Origin of the sequence: Chelatococcus sambhunathii, from assembly GCF_001418005.1 — a bacterium.
Taxonomy (GTDB): domain Bacteria; phylum Pseudomonadota; class Alphaproteobacteria; order Rhizobiales; family Beijerinckiaceae; genus Chelatococcus_A; species Chelatococcus_A sambhunathii.
In genome coordinates, this window is record NZ_LIOL01000010.1 from 19,491 (window position 1) to 33,332 (window position 13,842).

The window sequence follows — 13,842 nt, forward strand, 5'->3', positions numbered from 1 at the left end:
GTGGAACGCCGCAGACCGAATCGGGTGCGGCCGCTAGTGCCTTCGGTTTCGCACTTTTCCGCCGCTCGCGCCGACACGCCGCAGCGCGACAGCCATTCGCTCGTGCTGCCGATGGACAGTCGGAGCGATTGGTTTATTCCTGTTCCGAATGCACCCGCGGTCGGGGTCAGCAGAAACGATGCCAAGCACTGTGCATGAGTCCGTGACCGTGGTCATCCCACTGTTCAACGGCGCGGCCCATATAGAGGAGGCTCTGGCGGGCGTTTGCGCGCAAAGCGCTGCGCCGCAGGAGGTCGTCGTCGTCGATGACGGCTCGACCGACGACGGCCCGGACCGGGTCCTGCGCTTTGTCGGCCGTCTGCCGCTGCGTCTCCTGCGCAGGCCGAACGGCGGGCAATCCGCGGCCCGCAATATCGGCGTTGCCGAAGCTCGCAGCGACTGGATCGCCTTCCTCGACCAGGATGACGTGTGGTGCCCGCAGCATCTTGCCAATCTCAAGGCAGCTGTGGACGGCGGCACGGACCGGACCGGCTGGGCCTACAGCGACGTTGCCGTCGTCGATGCGGGCGGGCGCCTGCTCGAGCCGTCCCTCCTGCGTGGCCGGCCGGGACGGCATCCCAAACGAAGCCTCGATGAATGCCTTGCGCAGGATATGTTCGTGCTTCCGTCGGCGGCCCTCGTCTCCCGTCACGCCTTCACGGCGGTCGGCGGCTTCGACGAGCGTCTCAGCGGCTATGAGGATGACGACCTCTTCCTGCGTCTGATGTGCGCCGGTTTCCACAACATCCATGTGGACGCGCCCACGGTGCTGCGACGCAGGCACGAAGGGGCGGCCTCGCATGCGGTCAGGATGGAACGGTCGCTGATGATCTACGCGCGCAAGCTCCTTGCCGGCTTCCCGGACCGACCGGAGGAGCAACGGTTTCCGTCACGCGACCTAATCGCCCCGCGCTTCTGCTGGACCCTGCTGGCCCGCTGGGCAATGGCAGAGCGGGCCGGCAATCGGGAAGCGGCTGCGCTCGCCCGGGCCGGCCTGCGCGAACTCCTGTCCCATCTGCGGCCCAATCGCCGCCGCATCGGCGCGGCCATTCTCAATATCGCCTCGCTGCCTGTCGTCGGCGGTGCATGCCTGCGCGCAGCCCACGGCCTGCGCCAGCATGCGCGGCGTACGTCACGGCCCATGCTTGGCGCCGCGAAGGCCAGACGCTTGAGCCCTCCGTGGCAAGAGCGCCAAGCCGTCTGCCGTGGCCTCGACGTTGATCCGACCAACCAAGCTCTCCCACCTTCCCATCCTCGTGCGACAGAATGGCCCTGACACCAAGTAGAACGGACTGGCGGCGTGCCGTGGACGACCTTCTGGCGGGGTTCGGTGCCTGGCAGATGTGGCTGCTGCTCGGCCTCAATGACATCAGGCAGCGTTACAAGCGCTCCCGTTTCGGACAGTTCTGGATTACACTAAGCACCGGCATCTTCGTGGCGGGAATCGGCATCGTATACGCGTATCTGTTCAATCATCCGGTCGACGAATACATACCTTATCTGTCTGTGAACATTGTCTTCTGGACGTTGGTTGCAGGTATCCTGACCGACAGCACGACGGTCTTCACGCAAGCCGGACACTATCTCGGACAGCAGGCTCTTCCGAAAACCGCCTTTGTGATGCGTGTCCTCGTGCGCCAGCTTCTCGTGCTGGCGCACAACGTAGTTATCATCGTGCTGGTCTATCTGGCGTTTGGGGTGGCGCTTCCCGCCACCGCCGCCTTCGTCCTGCCGGCGCTGGTTGTCCTGCTGCTTGCGGCCTTCCTCGCTGCGATCACGATCGGTCTCCTGTGCACGCGATTTCGCGATCTGCCACAGATCATCCAGAGTCTTCTGCAGGTTGCTTTCTTTCTGACGCCCATCATGTGGCGCGTCGAGCAGCTTGGCGACAAGGCCCATTACATTGTCGGCTACAACCCCTTTGCCATTTTCCTGATGCTCGTCGTAGAGCCGCTTCACGGCAAATGGCCGAGCTGGGATCTCTATGGCCGGGCCTTCGTCATTATCGCCATCATGGCGCTGGTCGCGGCCCCGCTTTTTGCACGCTTTCGCGCGCGCATCGTCTACTGGTTGTGAAGGAGGCGGCAATGCCCTCCATCAAGCTGCGCGACGCCTCCGTCGCCTTCCCTATCTACAACTCGCGCAGCAGGTCGCTTCGCAGCAGTCTTCTCGCCCGTGTTGGCGGCACGGTCCAGGCGGACGACGATGGTGCCGTCACCGTGCGCGCGCTGCAGAACATCACTCTCGACCTCGCTCCGGGTGACCGGCTTGCTCTCGTCGGCCACAATGGCGCTGGCAAATCGACACTCTTGCGCGTCTTCTCGGGCGCTTACGAGCCGTCCACCGGCGCTGCCGAGATCAAGGGCCGCGTATCGTCCCTGCTCGACATGACGATGGGCATGGATATGGAACTGACCGGGGCAGACAACGTGGTGCTGCGCGGTGTCTTCCTGGGCATGTCGATCGCCGAGGCGCGCAGTCGGATTCCGGAAGTCGAAGAGTTTTCCGAACTTGGCGGCTTCATGCATCTGCCGATGCGCACCTATTCGAGCGGCATGCGCCTGCGCCTCGCCTTCGCCATCTCCACGGCCCGTGTACCGGACATACTGCTGATGGACGAGTTCATTAGCGTCGGCGATCAGACATTTGCCCGCAAGGCGCGGGAGCGCCTCGAGCACATGATCGACAACGCGCGCATCATGGTTCTCGCCTCGCATTCCGCGCAAATGATACGGCAATACTGCAATCGGGCGATCCTTCTCCAAGGAGGGTGCGTCGCTCGCGAAGGCGCCGTGGACGAAATACTGGCCGCGTATCAGCAAGGGCAGCAGCCGTAACGACAATCAGCTTGCGAGTGCGGCGTCTCGCCGGGCGGATGAGCACTCGGCCTTTCGCGGCGGCGGCAACCACCTCGATGAGCGCTCCGGCGCCGAGGTCGGCGATGCCGATGGTTGCGCGGGCAGGGCGTTGCGAGATGGCCGCCGCCGATCAGCACCGTGCCGTTGCCGAACTGCTTGAAGGAGAGCTTGCGCCCCGCGCCGATCACGACCGGTGCGATGAGGGCGGCACGCGCGAGGCGATCATCAGCATCGGCGCCACGGCTTCGACCGGCAAGGGCTCGCCGGGCCTGCGGCGATGCCCCGCCCGGCCGTCAGAGCTTCATCGCCCGCAGGCGGATGGCGTTGCCGATGACGCTCACGGACGAAAGCGCCATGGCCGCCGCCGCGATGACCGGCGAGAGCAGGATGCCGAGGAAGGGATAAAGGACGCCCGCGGCAACCGGCACGCCAAGGGCATTGTAGATGAAGGCGAAGAACAGATTCTGCCGGATGTTGCCCATGGTGGCGCGCGACAGGCGCCGTGCCTCAACGATCCCGGTCAGGTCGCCCTTGAGCAGGGTCACGCCGGCGCTCTCCATGGCCACGTCGGTGCCGGTTCCCATGGCGATGCCGATGTCGGCCGTCGCAAGCGCCGGGGCATCGTTCACGCCGTCGCCGGCCATGGCGACGGTGCGCCCGGCGCTCTTGTAGCGCTCCACCACGGCATTCTTCCCGTCCGGCAGCACCTCGGCCTCGACCTCCTCGATGCCGAGCCGGCGCGCGACGGCCCGGGCGGTCGTCCAGTTGTCGCCCGTGAGCATCACCACGCGGATGCCCTCGGCGGCGAGGCCGGCGAGCGCCTGCGGCGTCGAGGCCTTGACGGGGTCGGCGATGGCGATGGCGCCGGCGATACGGCCGTCGATGCCGACGAAGATGGCCGTGGCGCCGTCCTGCCGAAGGTCGTCCCCCTGCTGCTCGAGCGGCGCGGCATCGATGCCGTGCTCGGCGAGGAAGGCCTTGTTGCCGAGCACGACATGGTGGCCGTCGGCCGTGCCGAGCGCACCCTTGCCGGTCGGCGAGTCGAAGTCGGCAACCGGAGCCGTCGCGATGCCGCGTCGCTCGGCCGCCTCGACGATGGCCACGGCGAGCGGATGCTCGCTCGCTCGCTCGACGCTGGCCGATAGGCGCAGCACCTCGTCCTCGGTGAAATTCGGTGCCGGCACGACCGCCGTGACGGCGGGCTTGCCTTCGGTCAGCGTGCCCGTCTTGTCGACCACGATCGTGTCGACCTTCTCCATGCGCTCCAGGGCTTCGGCGTTCTTGATCAACACACCTGCCTGGGCGCCCCGCCCGATGCCGACCATGATCGACATGGGGGTGGCGAGGCCGAGCGCGCAGGGGCAGGCGATGATGAGCACCGAAACGGCGGCGACGAGGCCGAAGGCGAGGCGTGGTTCGGGCCCCCAGACGCCCCAGGCCGCGAAGGCGAGGAGCGCCACAACGATCACCGCCGGCACGAAATAGCTCGAGACCTCGTCGGCCAGCCGCTGGATGGGCGCGCGGCTGCGCTGCGCCTCGGCCACGAGTTGGACGATCTGCGACAACATGGTGTCGCGACCAACCTTCCGCGCTTCGATCACGAGCGCGCCGGACCGGTTCATCGTGCCGCCGATGACCTTGGTGCCGACCTCTTTGGTCACGGGCATCGACTCGCCGGTGACCATGGACTCGTCGACGGAACTGCGCCCTTCGACGACCTCGCCGTCGACCGGCACCTTCTCCCCCGGGCGCACCCGGAGACGGTCGCCCGCCACGATGGCATCGAGCTGGACCTCCTCCTCTGTTCCGTCCGGTCCGATCCGGCGGGCCGTCCTTGGCGCGAGATCGAGCAGGGCGCGGATCGCCCCGCTGGTATTCTCGCGCGCCTTGAGCTCGAGCACTTGTCCGAGGAGGACGAGGACGGTGATCACGGCGGCGGCCTCGAAGTAGACGGCGACCGACCCGTCTCCCCCGCGGAAGGCGGTGGGGAAGATGCCGGGGGCGAGCGTCGCGATAAGGCTGTAGAGCCAGGCGATGCCGGTACCCATGGCAATGAGCGTGAACATGTTGAGGCTGCGGTTCACGAGCGAGTACCAGCCGCGCACGAAAAACGGCCAGCCCGCCCACAGCACGACCGGCGTCGCGAGGAGCAACTGGACCCAGTTGGACTGCTGCTGGCCGAGATAGTGGCCGAGGCCCGTCAGGTGGCCGCCCATCTCCAGAGCCACGATCGGCAGGGACAGGGCGAGGCCGATCCAGAACCGGCGGCTCATGTCGACGAGTTCGTGGCTGTGGCCACCGTCCCCTTCGGCCACGACCGGCTCCAGGGCCATGCCGCAGATCGGGCACGATCCCGGCCCCACCTGGCGGATCTGCGGATGCATCGGGCAGGTGTAGATCGTCTGTCCCTCGGGGACGCCCCGGGCCTTTTGCCCCGCCCCCGGCCCGGCGTATCGCGCCGGCTCCGCCTCGAATTTCGAGCGGCACCCGGATGAGCAGAAATAATAGGTGCGGCCGGCATGCTGCGCCCGGTGCGGCGTGGTGTGCGGGTTCACCATCATTCCGCAGACCGGATCCTTCACCGTCCCGGCCTCGCCCGCAGGTCCGTCACGATGGTGGTGCCCCGCGTGGGCACCAGGTGCGCGATCGTCGGCGTGGCCGTCAGGACCACCGTGCGAATGTCTCATGCCGGTCCTCTGCCTTGGCGTTGTGGCCAAAGCATCGCCCCTTCCACGGTGGGAAGGTCAAGCGACCATTCGGTGGCGGTTCACGATCGTTAACGCCTCATTTCCCGAGGTCGGTCGACGAGTGATGCAAACTGACCTATCAGAATAACAACTGAGATCGTCGAGTTGCCGTTGCTTCCCCGGATGGAACTGCTGAGCCCCGCGCCGCTCACCGGCGGCGGCAGCGGCGGCAGCGGCGGCAGCGGCGGCATGGCGGGGAGGTCTATCGATTGCATCCGAGGAAATGTGATCCATTGCGCCAACAGGCTCGGGCTGCGGCTGATCATGAATTTCTCCAGGCTCCCCTGCGAAGAGACGGGTGAGGAACATCGGCAGTTCCTGCTCACTTCGCCCGTGCAGCTCTTCCTCGCGGGGCGGCGTGCCGAAACGGTGTGTTGCCTGCGGTGACGATGATCCAACCAGCTACCCATGATGCGGGACCACCTGACCGTTGGCCGATCGGGCCCGGCGTGCCGCCCTGGCCCGCGGACGGCGAAGTGCACGTCTGGAGTGCAGCTCTCGACGAGGGCGACTGGGCGCAGGCGGAGGGAATCCTTGGCTCCGACGAGGTGGCGAAGGCGGCGCGTTACCGCTTCGCGCACGATGGCGCGCGCTTCAGCCGTGCGCGGATCCTGCGCCGCCTCGTGCTTGCTCGCTATCTGGGCTGTGCGGCCGGCGACATCGCCTTCGGTGAGACCGGGATCAGGCGGCCGTGCCTTGCCGATCGGGAAGGGGCGCGTGTCCAGGGCCTCGATTTCAATACCTCGCGCAGTGCGGACATGGCGCTGATCGCCGTTGCGTCCGGCATGCGTGTGGGCATCGACATCGAGGTGGCGCGCGTCATGGACGATATCGACGAGATCGCGCGTCAGCATTTCCATGTGAATGAATGGCTGGCCATCGCCGGCGAACGTGCCCCTGCCGCGAAGCAAAACGTCTTCCTGCGCTGCTGGACGCGCAAGGAGGCGCTGACCAAGGCCATGGGTGTGGGGCTGCACTTGCCGCTGCATGCGTTCTTCGTCGGCACTGAGCCCGAGGCGGCGCCGTTCCGGGCGTTCTTTGACGTCGATCCGTCCGGTCAGCCGGGGTGGTGGCTCACCGACCTGTCGGTGCCGCCGGTCTATGCGGCCCTTGCCTCCGACGGCGTTCCGAAGCGGCTGCATCTCTGGCGCATGCGCCTCTGACACGCTGTGCGGCTCGCCGCCGCGCCTCGTCCAAGGTCATGTGCGGCGGGTGTTCCGCAAGTCGGCGGGTGGGGCGGTCGCCAGTGCCGACGACTGAGACGGACCGTGCCATCACGGATTGCAGGTGGTCAGGAGTACGGTGCCGCAATAGGTGAACATACTTGCGGCCAGGGCGGCGATGGCCGCGAGACGGGCAGCCGAATGAAGAAAACGGTCCGTCGCGGTGTCAGAGCGCTGCTGTCGCGCGCTTAGCCCGACGACGAGAGCGACGTGCAGCGCGAGGAAGATCCCGAGCAGCAGAAGGAGCTGCAGGCGCTGCAGCGATAGGCCGAGCACGAGGCTTCCCCTGTCCCAACCGAAGGCGCAGCCGATGGAGAGCATCGCATAGAGCGCCACGAAGGCGACCGCCCAGAGGCCGAAGCCCGCGGCGAGCGACAGGAGCAGGATCTTGCGGCCGGACGTTGCATCGATCATGGCCGCGTCTCCGGGACGACGGCCAGAAGCGGCAGCGCGACGGCAAGGGCCAGCGCGACGATGGTGGAGACGGCCGTGTAGTCGTGCCACAGCGCCGCGATCCGCAGGTCGAGGCTGCGCCGGCGCGAGAGATAGCCGCCGCCCTGGCGCCAGAGGCAATAGCCCGCATAGACGAGGCCGATGCCGGCATGCAGCCCGGCATAAAAGAGAAGGGTGAAGGTCACGGCATGGAGGCTGTGCGTCGTCGGGCCGGGCACGGCGGCGGCCAGCGCGGCGAGAAGCGCGACGGTGGCCGCATGCATCAATGCGCCGAGCCCGAGCCAGAGGGCGGGCGAACCACCCGCTCTCAGGACGGTGACGGCCTTCCTGCCCGCGATGGCTGCCAGCACAGAGACGGCGACGCAGCCCGCCACGGGCACCGGTGCGGGCAGGACGACCTCCCCCGGCGGCCAGCCCGGCGCCACGAGCCAGAGGAAGAGCGCGCCGAAGACGAGGGAGAGGAAGAGCGTCCCGTCGCCGGCGAGCGTGAAGATCATCGCCCACCATGACGGCGGTCGTTCGGCCTCCCAGTGTGGCGGCAGCTCCCTTCCGCGGCCCACCGGCAGAAGGCCGAGGTCCGCCTTCGCGGCGGTGGCCGCCGTCCAGCCGAGAAAGAGCCACACCACCGCGATGAGTGGCAGGAGCGACAGGAGGTAGAGCTTGAACAGCAGGCAGAGCACGAAGGCGCAGGTGGCGAGACCGCTCCAGAGGGGCAGGCGTGTCGGTCCCGGCAGTACGATCAGCTGCTCGGGCCTGCCGGACACCATGTCGACGCCAAGCGTCTCGAGCCAGCGGTTGCGGGCGAAGCCGAGATAGCCCTCGCCCCGCGCCAGCCGGTTGCCGAGGCCCCCCGGCTCCAGCCTGTCTGCCCGGTCGGTGATGTCCGGCAGGGAGGCGAAGGCGTAGGGCGTGGGCGGCGTGGGCATCGCCCATTCGAGGGTGCGGGCCTGGTGGGGATTGCGGCGAAAGCCCTTGCCGAAGCGGATCTGCATGAGAACGTCGGCCGCGAAGAGGGCGAAGCCGGCCGTCATCACGAAGCCGCCGACGGAGGACAGGAGGTTCAGCCAGTCCCAGCCGGCCTCGGCGGCATAGGTCGCGACGCGCCGCGGCATGCCGAGGAGGCCCGTCAGATGCATCAGGAAGAAGGTGAGGTTGAAACCGCCGAAGATCAGCCAGAAAGCCGGGACGGACAGGCGGTGGTCGGCGAGGCGGCCCGTGAAGTGCGGGAGCCAGTAATAGGTGGCCGCCATCATCGGGAAGACGAAGCCGCCGATGAGCACATAGTGCAGGTGCGCGACGATGAAGTGCGTGTCGTGGGCCTGGAGATTGAAGGGCACCATGGCGACCATGACGCCGGTCAGCCCGCCGATGACGAAGATGACGAAGAAGCCGGCGAGATAGAGCATCGGCACGTCCCAGCGCAGGCGTCCCTGCGCCAGGGTGGCGATCCAGGCGAAGATCTGCACGGCGGTGGGGATCGCCACCAGCCCGCTGGCGGCCGAGAAGAAGGCGAGCGCCAGATGCGGGATGCCGACGGTGAACATGTGGTGCACCCACAGCCCGAAGGAGAGGAAGGCCACCGCGATCACGGCCACGACGATGATACGGTAGCCGACAAGCTCATGGCGGGCGAAGGTCGGGAGGATGGTCGATATCGCCCCGGCCGCCGGCAGGAAGATGATGTAGACCTCAGGATGAGCGAAGAGCCAGAACAGGTGCTGCCAGAGCAGGGGATCGCCGCCCCGCGTCGGGTCGAAGAAGGGCAGGTCCGCGGCGCGCTCGAGCTCGAGGAGGATCGAGCCGAGGATCAGCGGCGGGAAGCCGAAGAGCATCATGAAGGCGACGATCAGCAGGTACCACGCCATGATCGGCATGCGGTCGAGGGACATGCCGGGCGCGCGCAGCTTCAGCACCGTGACGATGATCTCGACCGCCGCGGCGAGCGCCGAAATCTCGACAAAGGTGATGCCCAGCAGCCAGACGTCCGCGCTGATGCCGGGCGTATAGGCGGAGGAGGAGAGCGGCGTGTACATGAACCAGCCGCTCGCCGGCGCGACGCCGGCGAGCATGGCGCCCACGAGGATCGAGCCGCCGAGCACGTAGCACCAGAAGCCGTAGGCGGTGAGGCGCGGGAAGGCCATGTCGCGCGTGCCGAGCAGCTTGGGCAGCAGGTAGATCGCGAAGCCCTCGAACATCGGGATCGCGAACAGGAACATCATGACCGTGCCGTGCATGGTGAAGATCTGGCCGTAGATCTCCGGTCCGACGAAGGCGCTGCCCGAGGTGGCGAGCTGCACGCGGATCAGCATGGCGAGCAGGCCGCCGATCACGAAGAAAACGAAAGCGGCGATGATGAAGCGCTTGCCGAGTATGGTGTGGTTGACTGCGGAGAGCCGTCCCCAGCCGGGCGGCGTGTCCCAGATCGCCGACAGTTCCCGGTGCAGGCGGAGGGCGGAGGGAGGCGCGTCCGGCGGGGCCACGCGCGGTTCGTGCGGAGCCGTCGTCATCGCGCGGCCTCGGAGGTCAGCGCCGCCTCGTAGTCCTCCGGCGCGTGGGCGATGACGATGAAGCGCATCGGCGCGTGGCCCTCGCCGCAATATTCGGCGCATATGCCGCCATAGGTGCCTGGGGCGTCGGCCCTCAGCCGCACGATGTTTTTATGGCCCGGGATGGCGTCGATCTTGCCCCCGAGCCGCGGGATCCAGAAGGAATGGATGACGTCCTCGCTGGTCACGGCGAAATCGATGTCACGCCCAACCGGGATGTGCAGCACGTCCCGCGTCGCCACTGGCGTGCCGGGATAGCGGAACTCCCACGCGAACTGGCGCGCGACGACCTCGATGCGCAGGGTCTCGGCGCCCTGGCGCGGCAGCAGGCGCTCGCCGAGCGTGAAGGCGCCCGCGACCAGCGCGGTGAGCCCGAGCGAGGGAACGACGAGCCCGCCCCACAGGATGAGCCGCTTCGGCGTCAGGAGAGGGCGGATGGAAGGGATGAAGGCGCCCGCGAGCGCCAGCGATGTCGCGAGGAAAATGACGGTCGCGCCGGCGAGCATGATCCACCAGATGAGCGCGATGGCCTCGGCCGCGGGGCCCGCGGGGGCGAGCGTCGAGTAGTCGCCGCTGCAGCCGGCGGCGGGAAGGGCCGCGGCACCGGCGGCGGCGCGGTGGAACCATGGATGTGGGCCGACGTTGTTCGAGATCGGTCGAGGACTGCGATGAACGACAAGAGCGAGGCGCCCAATCCGGTCATGGAGGAGGTCGCGGGGAAGGACACGAGTTCCACCGTCGCGGTGGCCGGCCATCCCATCCATGCCATGACCGTGCATTTCCCCATCGCGCTCGTCGTCGTGACCCTGGGCTGTGACGTCTTCTACTGGTGGAGCGGGGATCCGTTCTGGGTGCGGGCGGGCCTGTGGTCCTCGGGCGGCGCCTTCGCCGCCGGCATCGGCGCGGGCCTTGTCGGCACCGCCGAGCTGCTGCTCGTGCCGGGCATCCGGGTGCGCGTGGCGAGCTGGAGCCACGCGGTGGCCGCGATGAGCCTCATCGCCGTCATGGGCTTGAACTGGGGCCTGCGCCTTTCCGGCGACATCGAGGTACTGCCACACGGGCTGCTCGTTTCGGTCCTGGCCATGGTCCTGACAGGGATGGCGGGCTGGCACGGCGGCAAGCTCGTTTTCGATCACGGTATAGGCCTCATGATTTCGGACAGGGACTGAGGCCGCAGAATCAGGCGGCGCAGCGCCCCCGGCTCGCCAAAGGCATCGGGTAGCAGGGCCGGCAGGTCGGGCTTGCCCAGCACGACGGTCAGGATCGACGTGACCACGGCGAGTGTCAGCACTGTTGTGGCCGTGAAGCGCCACAGGGGGTAGATCTCATCCGCGTCAAAGAGCCGGATGATGACCTGACCCGTCATGATGTGGATGGCGGTCATTGCCCCGGCGAGGGCGAGCTTCAGCGAAAACCAGGGCTCGAAGGTCTCGCGCAGGAAGATGAGGGCGGTTCCGGAGGCGATGGCGAGGAAGGCGGCGGGCGACAGCACGTTGACGTAGAGAAACCGCACGAGCGCCTGCAGGCGGTGGAGGGAAGCCGTGCTGTCGACATGCGCGCGCTGGACGTAGAGGGCCGGCAGGCTGATGAGGGCGCCGCTCCACAGCGCGATGGCGGCGATATGCACGAGCTTGAGCCAGATCATCCCGCCCGCGGCTCCGCCGTGCCGGCACCGAGCCGCACGAATGCCAGGTAGAGCGCGGCGGCGAGATAGGGCAGCGCCGCCGGCACCCACATGACGAGACCCGCGAGCTGCTGGTCCTGCCGCGGGTCGAGGCCGAAGGCCGCCGTCGTCAGGAAATGAGCCTGGTACAGCGGTTCCCGGGCGAAGGTGAGCAGCGCGCCGAGGAAGCCCATCTGCACCACCGTCGCGAGCAGCACGAGGAGCGCCGCGCCGGTGCGGGTATCGCGCAGCACCGCCCGCCACAGGAGGACGCCCGTGCCGAGCAGGCTCAGCTGCATCAGCCAGTAGAGCCCCGGCGAGCGGATGGCGGCGTCATAGAGTGCCGGCGCGTGCCAGGCCCAGAACACGAGGCCGTGAAGGGCGACGAGGAGCGCGAGGCCCCTTGGCCGGCCGCCGCTGCGGCGGGTGGGGAAGCTCGCGGCGAGCAGGGGCGCCGCCACGGCCACGAGCAGCACGTGGTGGACAGCGCGGGCCGAAAACAGCGCCGCCGTCAGGGCGCAGAGCGGCGACATGAACAGCGCGGCGACGAGCAGCACCGCCAGCGCGAAGGCGGCGCGCCGGTCGCGCTCGCCCCGCACGGCGTAGAGCGCGATGAGGAGAAGGCACAGGACGGCCGCGGGCGCGTCGATATTCCAGCTCGCCGGCAGGGTCGCTGGCGTCGGCGCGGGACCGCAGTAGATCTCGTCCATCATGGGCCTCGGCGTTCGAGCGGCCGTGTCACGGCCGGCTATTCGATGACGGCGCAGGCGATCCTGTTGCCGGCATTGCCGGAGGGCTGGCTCTCGTAGTCGTCGGGCTCGGCGTGGATCATGAGCGCGCGCCCGACGATGCCGGCCTCGCCCTTGTCCAGAGTGACGGCGGGATTGAAGACATCGGCCCGCAGCGTTCCGTCGCTGCCGACGTACTGGTTCGGCATGTCGCCGGCATGGGGCCCGCCCGCCACCTTGTAGCCGTGTTCCTTCGAGGTCGGGTTGAAATGGCCGCCGGCGGAATCATGGCCGGTGGTGTGGTCGCAGCTGCCCGTCTCGTGCACGTGGAAGGCGACCCGCTGGCCGGCAGGCAGGCCCGTGATCTCGATGGCGATCAGGACGCCGCCGCTGGGAACGGCGGTCAAGCGGGCGTTGCCGTTCGCCTCGCCCTTGGCATCGACGAAATTCGCCGTCGCGGTCGCCGCTTCCTGAGCGAGGGCCCCGCCGGCCGTGAAGGCCAATGCTGCGGCGATAGCTCCGATCATTCTCATGGCAATCTCCCTCCTCCACAGGTTGCCGGCAGCCGCGACGCCAGGCATGGCGCGGGCGTCCAACAGCAGGGTCCGGTGGTGAGGCGGCGTGCGCCCGCGTGAACCGCGGCTCGACGCGCGGAGGGCGGATGGCCCTGCGCGCAACCGCCACTTCCGGCGGGTCGGACCTGCCGTCGCCAGTCGAGGATATCAGGAGGTATCGCTCAGGGACGCGCCCGCTGGACACTCGCAGCCTCCGTTACGTCCGTGGGGTAACGTCACGAAGGCCGAATGGTTCCCGGGGTGTGGCGCCGGGCGCGGGACGCCGATCCGTGCCGCTATTTCGCGAAATAGAGCGACAGGCGCTCGGCGGCATTGCGCAGGTGGGTTTCCGCCGCGCGCCGCGCGCCGACCGGGTCGGCCTTGGCGATCATGTCGAAGATCGCCTGGTGCTCGGCCTGGACTGCCTGGGTCAGGCCGCCCATGCGCGCCGTGTTGGCGCGGGCGGTGCGGATGAAATGGCGCACGCGCCTGTCGAGGAAGTCGGACAGGTCGCGGAAGAAGGGATTGCCGGTCGCATCGACGATGGCGCGATGGAAGGCCATGTCCTCGTCGACACCCGGCTCGCCGCGGTCGATCGCGGCCTGCATCGCGTCGAGCTGCGCCTGGATGGCGGCGAGGTCCTCCTCGCCGCGGCGCTGGGCGGCCAGCTCCGTCGCGGTCGCCTCGACGGCCATGAGCAATTCGACGATGTTGCGGATCTCGTCGCGGTTGGTGAAATCCTCGACGTCGAGGCGGAAAACAGCAAGTGCGCCCGGCTCGGCGATGAAGGCGCCGGCGCCCTGGCGCGTGACGACGAGGCCGTCGTGCTTCAGCCGGCCGATGGCCTCGCGGACCGTCGGCCTGCTGACGCCGTAGCGTTCGGAGATCTGCTGCTCGGTCGGCAGGCGTTCGCCCGGCCGCATGCGCCCGGCGGCGATCTCCTGGCGCAGCCTGTGCGCCAGCGTGTCGGCGAGCGAGGGGGCTCGGTCGAGGAAATCGTGGGACTGGGTCATCGCATCATTCCAGGCATC

At 68.1% G+C, this 13,842-nt stretch carries 14 protein-coding genes and 1 pseudogene; 6 read left to right on the top strand and 9 right to left on the bottom strand.

The window, feature by feature from the left end:
* The first annotated feature begins 202 nt into the window (after positions 1–202).
* The 3 genes from ASC46_RS16675 to ASC46_RS16685 are packed head-to-tail and all read left to right on the top strand — an operon-like array spanning position 203 to position 2,876.
* Complete coding sequence (locus ASC46_RS16675; RefSeq protein ID WP_157672349.1) at positions 203–1,315, top strand: glycosyltransferase family 2 protein; 1,113 nt, start codon at positions 203–205, stop codon at positions 1,313–1,315.
* 29 nt (positions 1,316–1,344) lie between these two features.
* Positions 1,345–2,115, top strand: a complete 771-nt coding sequence (locus ASC46_RS16680; RefSeq protein ID WP_055460434.1) for an ABC transporter permease — start codon at positions 1,345–1,347, stop codon at positions 2,113–2,115.
* An 11-nt stretch (positions 2,116–2,126) separates the two neighbouring features.
* Complete coding sequence (locus tag ASC46_RS16685) at positions 2,127–2,876, top strand: ABC transporter ATP-binding protein (RefSeq protein WP_055460435.1); 750 nt, start codon at positions 2,127–2,129, stop codon at positions 2,874–2,876.
* Between the two features lie 125 nt (positions 2,877–3,001).
* On the opposite strand, the pseudogene ASC46_RS21735 reads toward ASC46_RS16685, so the two are convergent.
* Positions 3,002–3,162: pseudogene (locus ASC46_RS21735) on the bottom strand (FAD-dependent oxidoreductase); the annotation flags it as partial.
* A gap of 28 nt (positions 3,163–3,190) precedes the next feature.
* Positions 3,191–5,584, bottom strand: a complete 2,394-nt coding sequence (locus ASC46_RS16690) for a heavy metal translocating P-type ATPase (protein WP_072249535.1) — start codon at positions 5,582–5,584, stop codon at positions 3,191–3,193.
* A gap of 183 nt (positions 5,585–5,767) precedes the next feature.
* Between ASC46_RS16690 and ASC46_RS16695 the strand changes: the two genes are divergently transcribed.
* Entirely contained in the window at positions 5,768–6,031 is a 264-nt protein-coding gene (locus tag ASC46_RS16695; protein ID WP_055460437.1) for a hypothetical protein, read from the top strand.
* The gene (locus ASC46_RS16700; RefSeq protein ID WP_245280605.1) at positions 6,028–6,807 is read left to right on the top strand and encodes a 4'-phosphopantetheinyl transferase family protein; all 780 of its coding nucleotides are present in this window, start codon (positions 6,028–6,030) and stop codon (positions 6,805–6,807) included. The genes ASC46_RS16695 and ASC46_RS16700 overlap by 4 nt, the downstream gene beginning before the upstream one ends.
* Positions 6,808–6,918: 111 nt before the next feature.
* Here ASC46_RS16700 and ASC46_RS16705 read toward each other — a convergent pair whose 3' ends face one another.
* From ASC46_RS16705 to coxB, 3 genes are read right to left on the bottom strand one after another with little or no spacing between them, the layout of a single operon-like run.
* Positions 6,919–7,281, bottom strand: coding sequence for a hypothetical protein (locus ASC46_RS16705; protein ID WP_055460439.1), 363 nt, complete (start codon positions 7,279–7,281; stop codon positions 6,919–6,921).
* Positions 7,278–9,827, bottom strand: coding sequence for a cytochrome c oxidase subunit I (gene ctaD / locus ASC46_RS16710; protein ID WP_055460440.1), 2,550 nt, complete (start codon positions 9,825–9,827; stop codon positions 7,278–7,280). Before ctaD ends, ASC46_RS16705 begins: the two co-directional genes overlap by 4 nt.
* On the bottom strand, positions 9,824–10,519 hold the full coding sequence (coxB, locus tag ASC46_RS16715) for a cytochrome c oxidase subunit II (protein ID WP_055460512.1): 696 nt from the start codon (positions 10,517–10,519) through the stop codon (positions 9,824–9,826). Before coxB ends, ctaD begins: the two co-directional genes overlap by 4 nt.
* Before the next feature lie 15 nt (positions 10,520–10,534).
* On the opposite strand from coxB, the gene ASC46_RS16720 reads away from it, so the two are divergent.
* Positions 10,535–11,035 (top strand): DUF2231 domain-containing protein, encoded by a 501-nt coding sequence (locus tag ASC46_RS16720; RefSeq protein ID WP_055460513.1) that lies wholly within the window; start codon positions 10,535–10,537, stop codon positions 11,033–11,035.
* Here the strand turns inward: ASC46_RS16720 and ASC46_RS16725 are convergent.
* The 4 genes from ASC46_RS16725 to ASC46_RS16740 all read right to left on the bottom strand — a co-directional run bounded on the left by ASC46_RS16725 (position 10,999) and on the right by ASC46_RS16740 (position 13,824).
* Entirely contained in the window at positions 10,999–11,511 is a 513-nt protein-coding gene (locus ASC46_RS16725) for a CopD family protein (protein ID WP_055460441.1), read from the bottom strand. The genes ASC46_RS16720 and ASC46_RS16725 overlap by 37 nt on opposite strands.
* Complete coding sequence (locus ASC46_RS16730; RefSeq protein ID WP_072249537.1) at positions 11,508–12,239, bottom strand: cytochrome c oxidase assembly protein; 732 nt, start codon at positions 12,237–12,239, stop codon at positions 11,508–11,510. Before ASC46_RS16730 ends, ASC46_RS16725 begins: the two co-directional genes overlap by 4 nt.
* Positions 12,240–12,277: 38 nt before the next feature.
* Complete coding sequence (locus tag ASC46_RS16735) at positions 12,278–12,790, bottom strand: superoxide dismutase family protein (RefSeq protein ID WP_055460443.1); 513 nt, start codon at positions 12,788–12,790, stop codon at positions 12,278–12,280.
* Positions 12,791–13,107: 317 nt separating this feature from the next.
* Positions 13,108–13,824, bottom strand: a complete 717-nt coding sequence (locus ASC46_RS16740) for a FadR/GntR family transcriptional regulator (protein WP_055460444.1) — start codon at positions 13,822–13,824, stop codon at positions 13,108–13,110.
* Between the last annotated feature and the right edge of the window lie 18 nt (positions 13,825–13,842).

Bases quoted from the DNA above. Each gene is read 5' to 3' on its own strand.
- ASC46_RS16685 (WP_055460435.1), top strand. From the start codon at position 2,127: ATGCCCTCCATCAAGCTGCGCGACGCCTCCGTCGCCTTCCCTATCTAC.
- ASC46_RS16690 (WP_072249535.1), bottom strand. From the start codon at position 5,584: ATGAGACATTCGCACGGTGGTCCTGACGGCCACGCCGACGATCGCGCA.
- ASC46_RS16695 (WP_055460437.1), top strand. From the start codon at position 5,768: ATGGAACTGCTGAGCCCCGCGCCGCTCACCGGCGGCGGCAGCGGCGGC.
- ASC46_RS16705 (WP_055460439.1), bottom strand. From the start codon at position 7,281: ATGATCGATGCAACGTCCGGCCGCAAGATCCTGCTCCTGTCGCTCGCC.
- ctaD (WP_055460440.1), bottom strand. From the start codon at position 9,827: ATGACGACGGCTCCGCACGAACCGCGCGTGGCCCCGCCGGACGCGCCT.
- ASC46_RS16720 (WP_055460513.1), top strand. From the start codon at position 10,535: ATGAACGACAAGAGCGAGGCGCCCAATCCGGTCATGGAGGAGGTCGCG.
- ASC46_RS16725 (WP_055460441.1), bottom strand. From the start codon at position 11,511: ATGATCTGGCTCAAGCTCGTGCATATCGCCGCCATCGCGCTGTGGAGC.
- ASC46_RS16730 (WP_072249537.1), bottom strand. From the start codon at position 12,239: ATGGACGAGATCTACTGCGGTCCCGCGCCGACGCCAGCGACCCTGCCG.
- ASC46_RS16735 (WP_055460443.1), bottom strand. From the start codon at position 12,790: ATGAGAATGATCGGAGCTATCGCCGCAGCATTGGCCTTCACGGCCGGC.
- ASC46_RS16740 (WP_055460444.1), bottom strand. From the start codon at position 13,824: ATGACCCAGTCCCACGATTTCCTCGACCGAGCCCCCTCGCTCGCCGAC.